This is a genomic window from Prevotella sp. C0209C1 (assembly GCF_056583855.1).
The window spans coordinates 1-2,024 of record NZ_JBWPJP010000068.1 but is presented as its reverse complement, the minus strand read 5'-3'; the positions used below and the strand labels follow the sequence as shown (position 1 = coordinate 2,024).

Below are 2,024 nucleotides of genomic sequence, written 5' to 3'. Positions count from 1 at the left end.
CAGATATTTGCAAATAATTTATAGCATAATATACTATGAATCAGATGAATATTAGGCTTTTAAGGGTGGACTATATAATTGTTAACACCTATGTCATACCCCTTACGAACATCTTTCGGTGATGTTAAAGCAGAGGCAAATAGTATCGGTGTGTCACCATCCGTTTCTCTGATTCGTTTTACCATTTCAAAACCGTCCATCACAGGCATATCAATATCAGATATGATGATGTCTGGTTTTTGATTTTTCCATGCCTCCAAACCTTCTTTTCCATTTGCGGCAACGATAACCTCATAACCTCCGATTATTTCCTGTAGGCCTGTCTGTACGATATAGCATAAGTTGGCATCGTCTTCAATAAGTAATAGCCTTGTCATAAATTTTCTATTATTTGTGGTAGATAAATAATAAATTCTGTAAACTCCCCTTTATACTATTAACGATAATTCTTCCATTATGAGCCTCAATAACCTGCTGAACTAAGTTTAGTCCAAGACCAAATCCGGCCGTCTGCTTTTTCCTGCTGCGACTGGCCGCAGCACGTTCATACTTATCAAATATATTTCGCAGGTCTTTCTCTGATATTCCAAGACCGTCATCGCATATCTTTATGATATTATATAGATTGTTGCTTGATGAGGAAATTTTAATGTTTGCGCGCTCTTTGGAATATTTAATTGAGTTGTCTATCATGTTACTGAATACTTCTTCAATATATTCCGCATCAGCATAAATTTCATTAACCTGAAAATCAAATTCAAAAAATACAGGCTTTAGCGACTTTACTCTGAATTTTTCTGACAGTCTGTCAAACATCGGTTCTAACATTATCTTTTCAAGACTCATCTCTAACTTATTATTCTCAAGTTTTGATATAGTCAGAACCTTGTTCGTGAGTGTCAGTAGGTGATTAGCCTCTTCTTTTGCTATATTGAAGAATTTTTCTTTTGTTTCAGGTTTATTATCCAGTTTTCCTCCATGCAAGAAACTCAACGCAGTCAATATTGTACTTAGAGGCGTTTTCATATCATGAACCATTGCATATGAGAAGTCTTCACGAATCTGCGAAATCTTATTTATACGAACAATGATACTTATTTGATAGGCTATACAAGATATTACAAATACGACTAATATAACTGTTAATATAAGAAGCAATCCCAAACTTTTTATGATATGTAAATATGGGCTGTTTAAAGCTATTTGTATGCCATATGAGAAATCCAGTCGTGTAGGAATAATGCTCGATTGTATAGTGCCAAATTGGAAAAGTTTACAATCATTGCTTTTCTCGTATATTGAATGAGTTTCAGGATTTATAGACAAAATAGTATAATCTGAAAATATTTTACGTTCCCTTAATTGCATCCCGACAATAGAATCGATTTCCTGGATGGAGTATTTGATTCCAAGTTGATACAATCCATCATATAAATATGTTATTGATGGCACAGAGTCATTTTGAGTTCCTCCTGCAATTTCTTTTCCATCTGGTATATATTGGGATACACGATTTACTTCTGCGTATAAGGCATTGTTTAATATGCGATTACACTCGTCTTGTATATCTTGTTTAATTAAGTTATATGTAGTGTATAGCCATATACATTGCAATGTAATTATAGCTAATAAACCGATATATGTAAACCAACGAATATACTTATATTGTATCATCTTATTTTAGTGCAAATATACAACTATTTATTGGATTATCATAGTTGAATGTTTGTGTTTCTATATTCGTATCAATTGGTTTGTACATTATTGTGTGTACTTACTTGACAAATGGGATAAAAACCGCAGAAAAGATAACATAACATTAACCTTATGGTAACGTTTGAAAGTATAATTTTACAATACTTTTGTATCGTAATAATTAACAACTTAAATATATATAGTCCACCCTTAAAAGCCTAATATTCCTCTGATTCATAGTATATTATGCTGTAAATTATTTGCAAATATCTGCAAGTTTTTGTACCTTTACATTATAATTCTTGCAGATATTTATGCTTAAACGTACA

1 protein-coding gene and 1 pseudogene are annotated in these 2,024 nt (G+C 32.2%); both read right to left on the bottom strand.

The genetic code is table 11. The features are described from left to right. Positions 1-62: 62 nt before the first annotated feature. Positions 63-377, bottom strand: a pseudogene (locus AC1DCD_RS10195) (response regulator transcription factor); the annotation flags it as partial. Positions 378-387: 10 nt separating this feature from the next. Beyond that, positions 388-1,674 (bottom strand): sensor histidine kinase, encoded by a 1,287-nt coding sequence (locus AC1DCD_RS10190; RefSeq protein ID WP_464641378.1) that lies wholly within the window; start codon positions 1,672-1,674, stop codon positions 388-390. Between the last annotated feature and the right edge of the window lie 350 nt (positions 1,675-2,024).

What these genes read in the sequence shown, in the direction of transcription:
- AC1DCD_RS10190 (WP_464641378.1), bottom strand. Translation starts at nt 1,674, where the DNA reads ATGATACAATATAAGTATATTCGTTGGTTTACATATATCGGTTTATTA.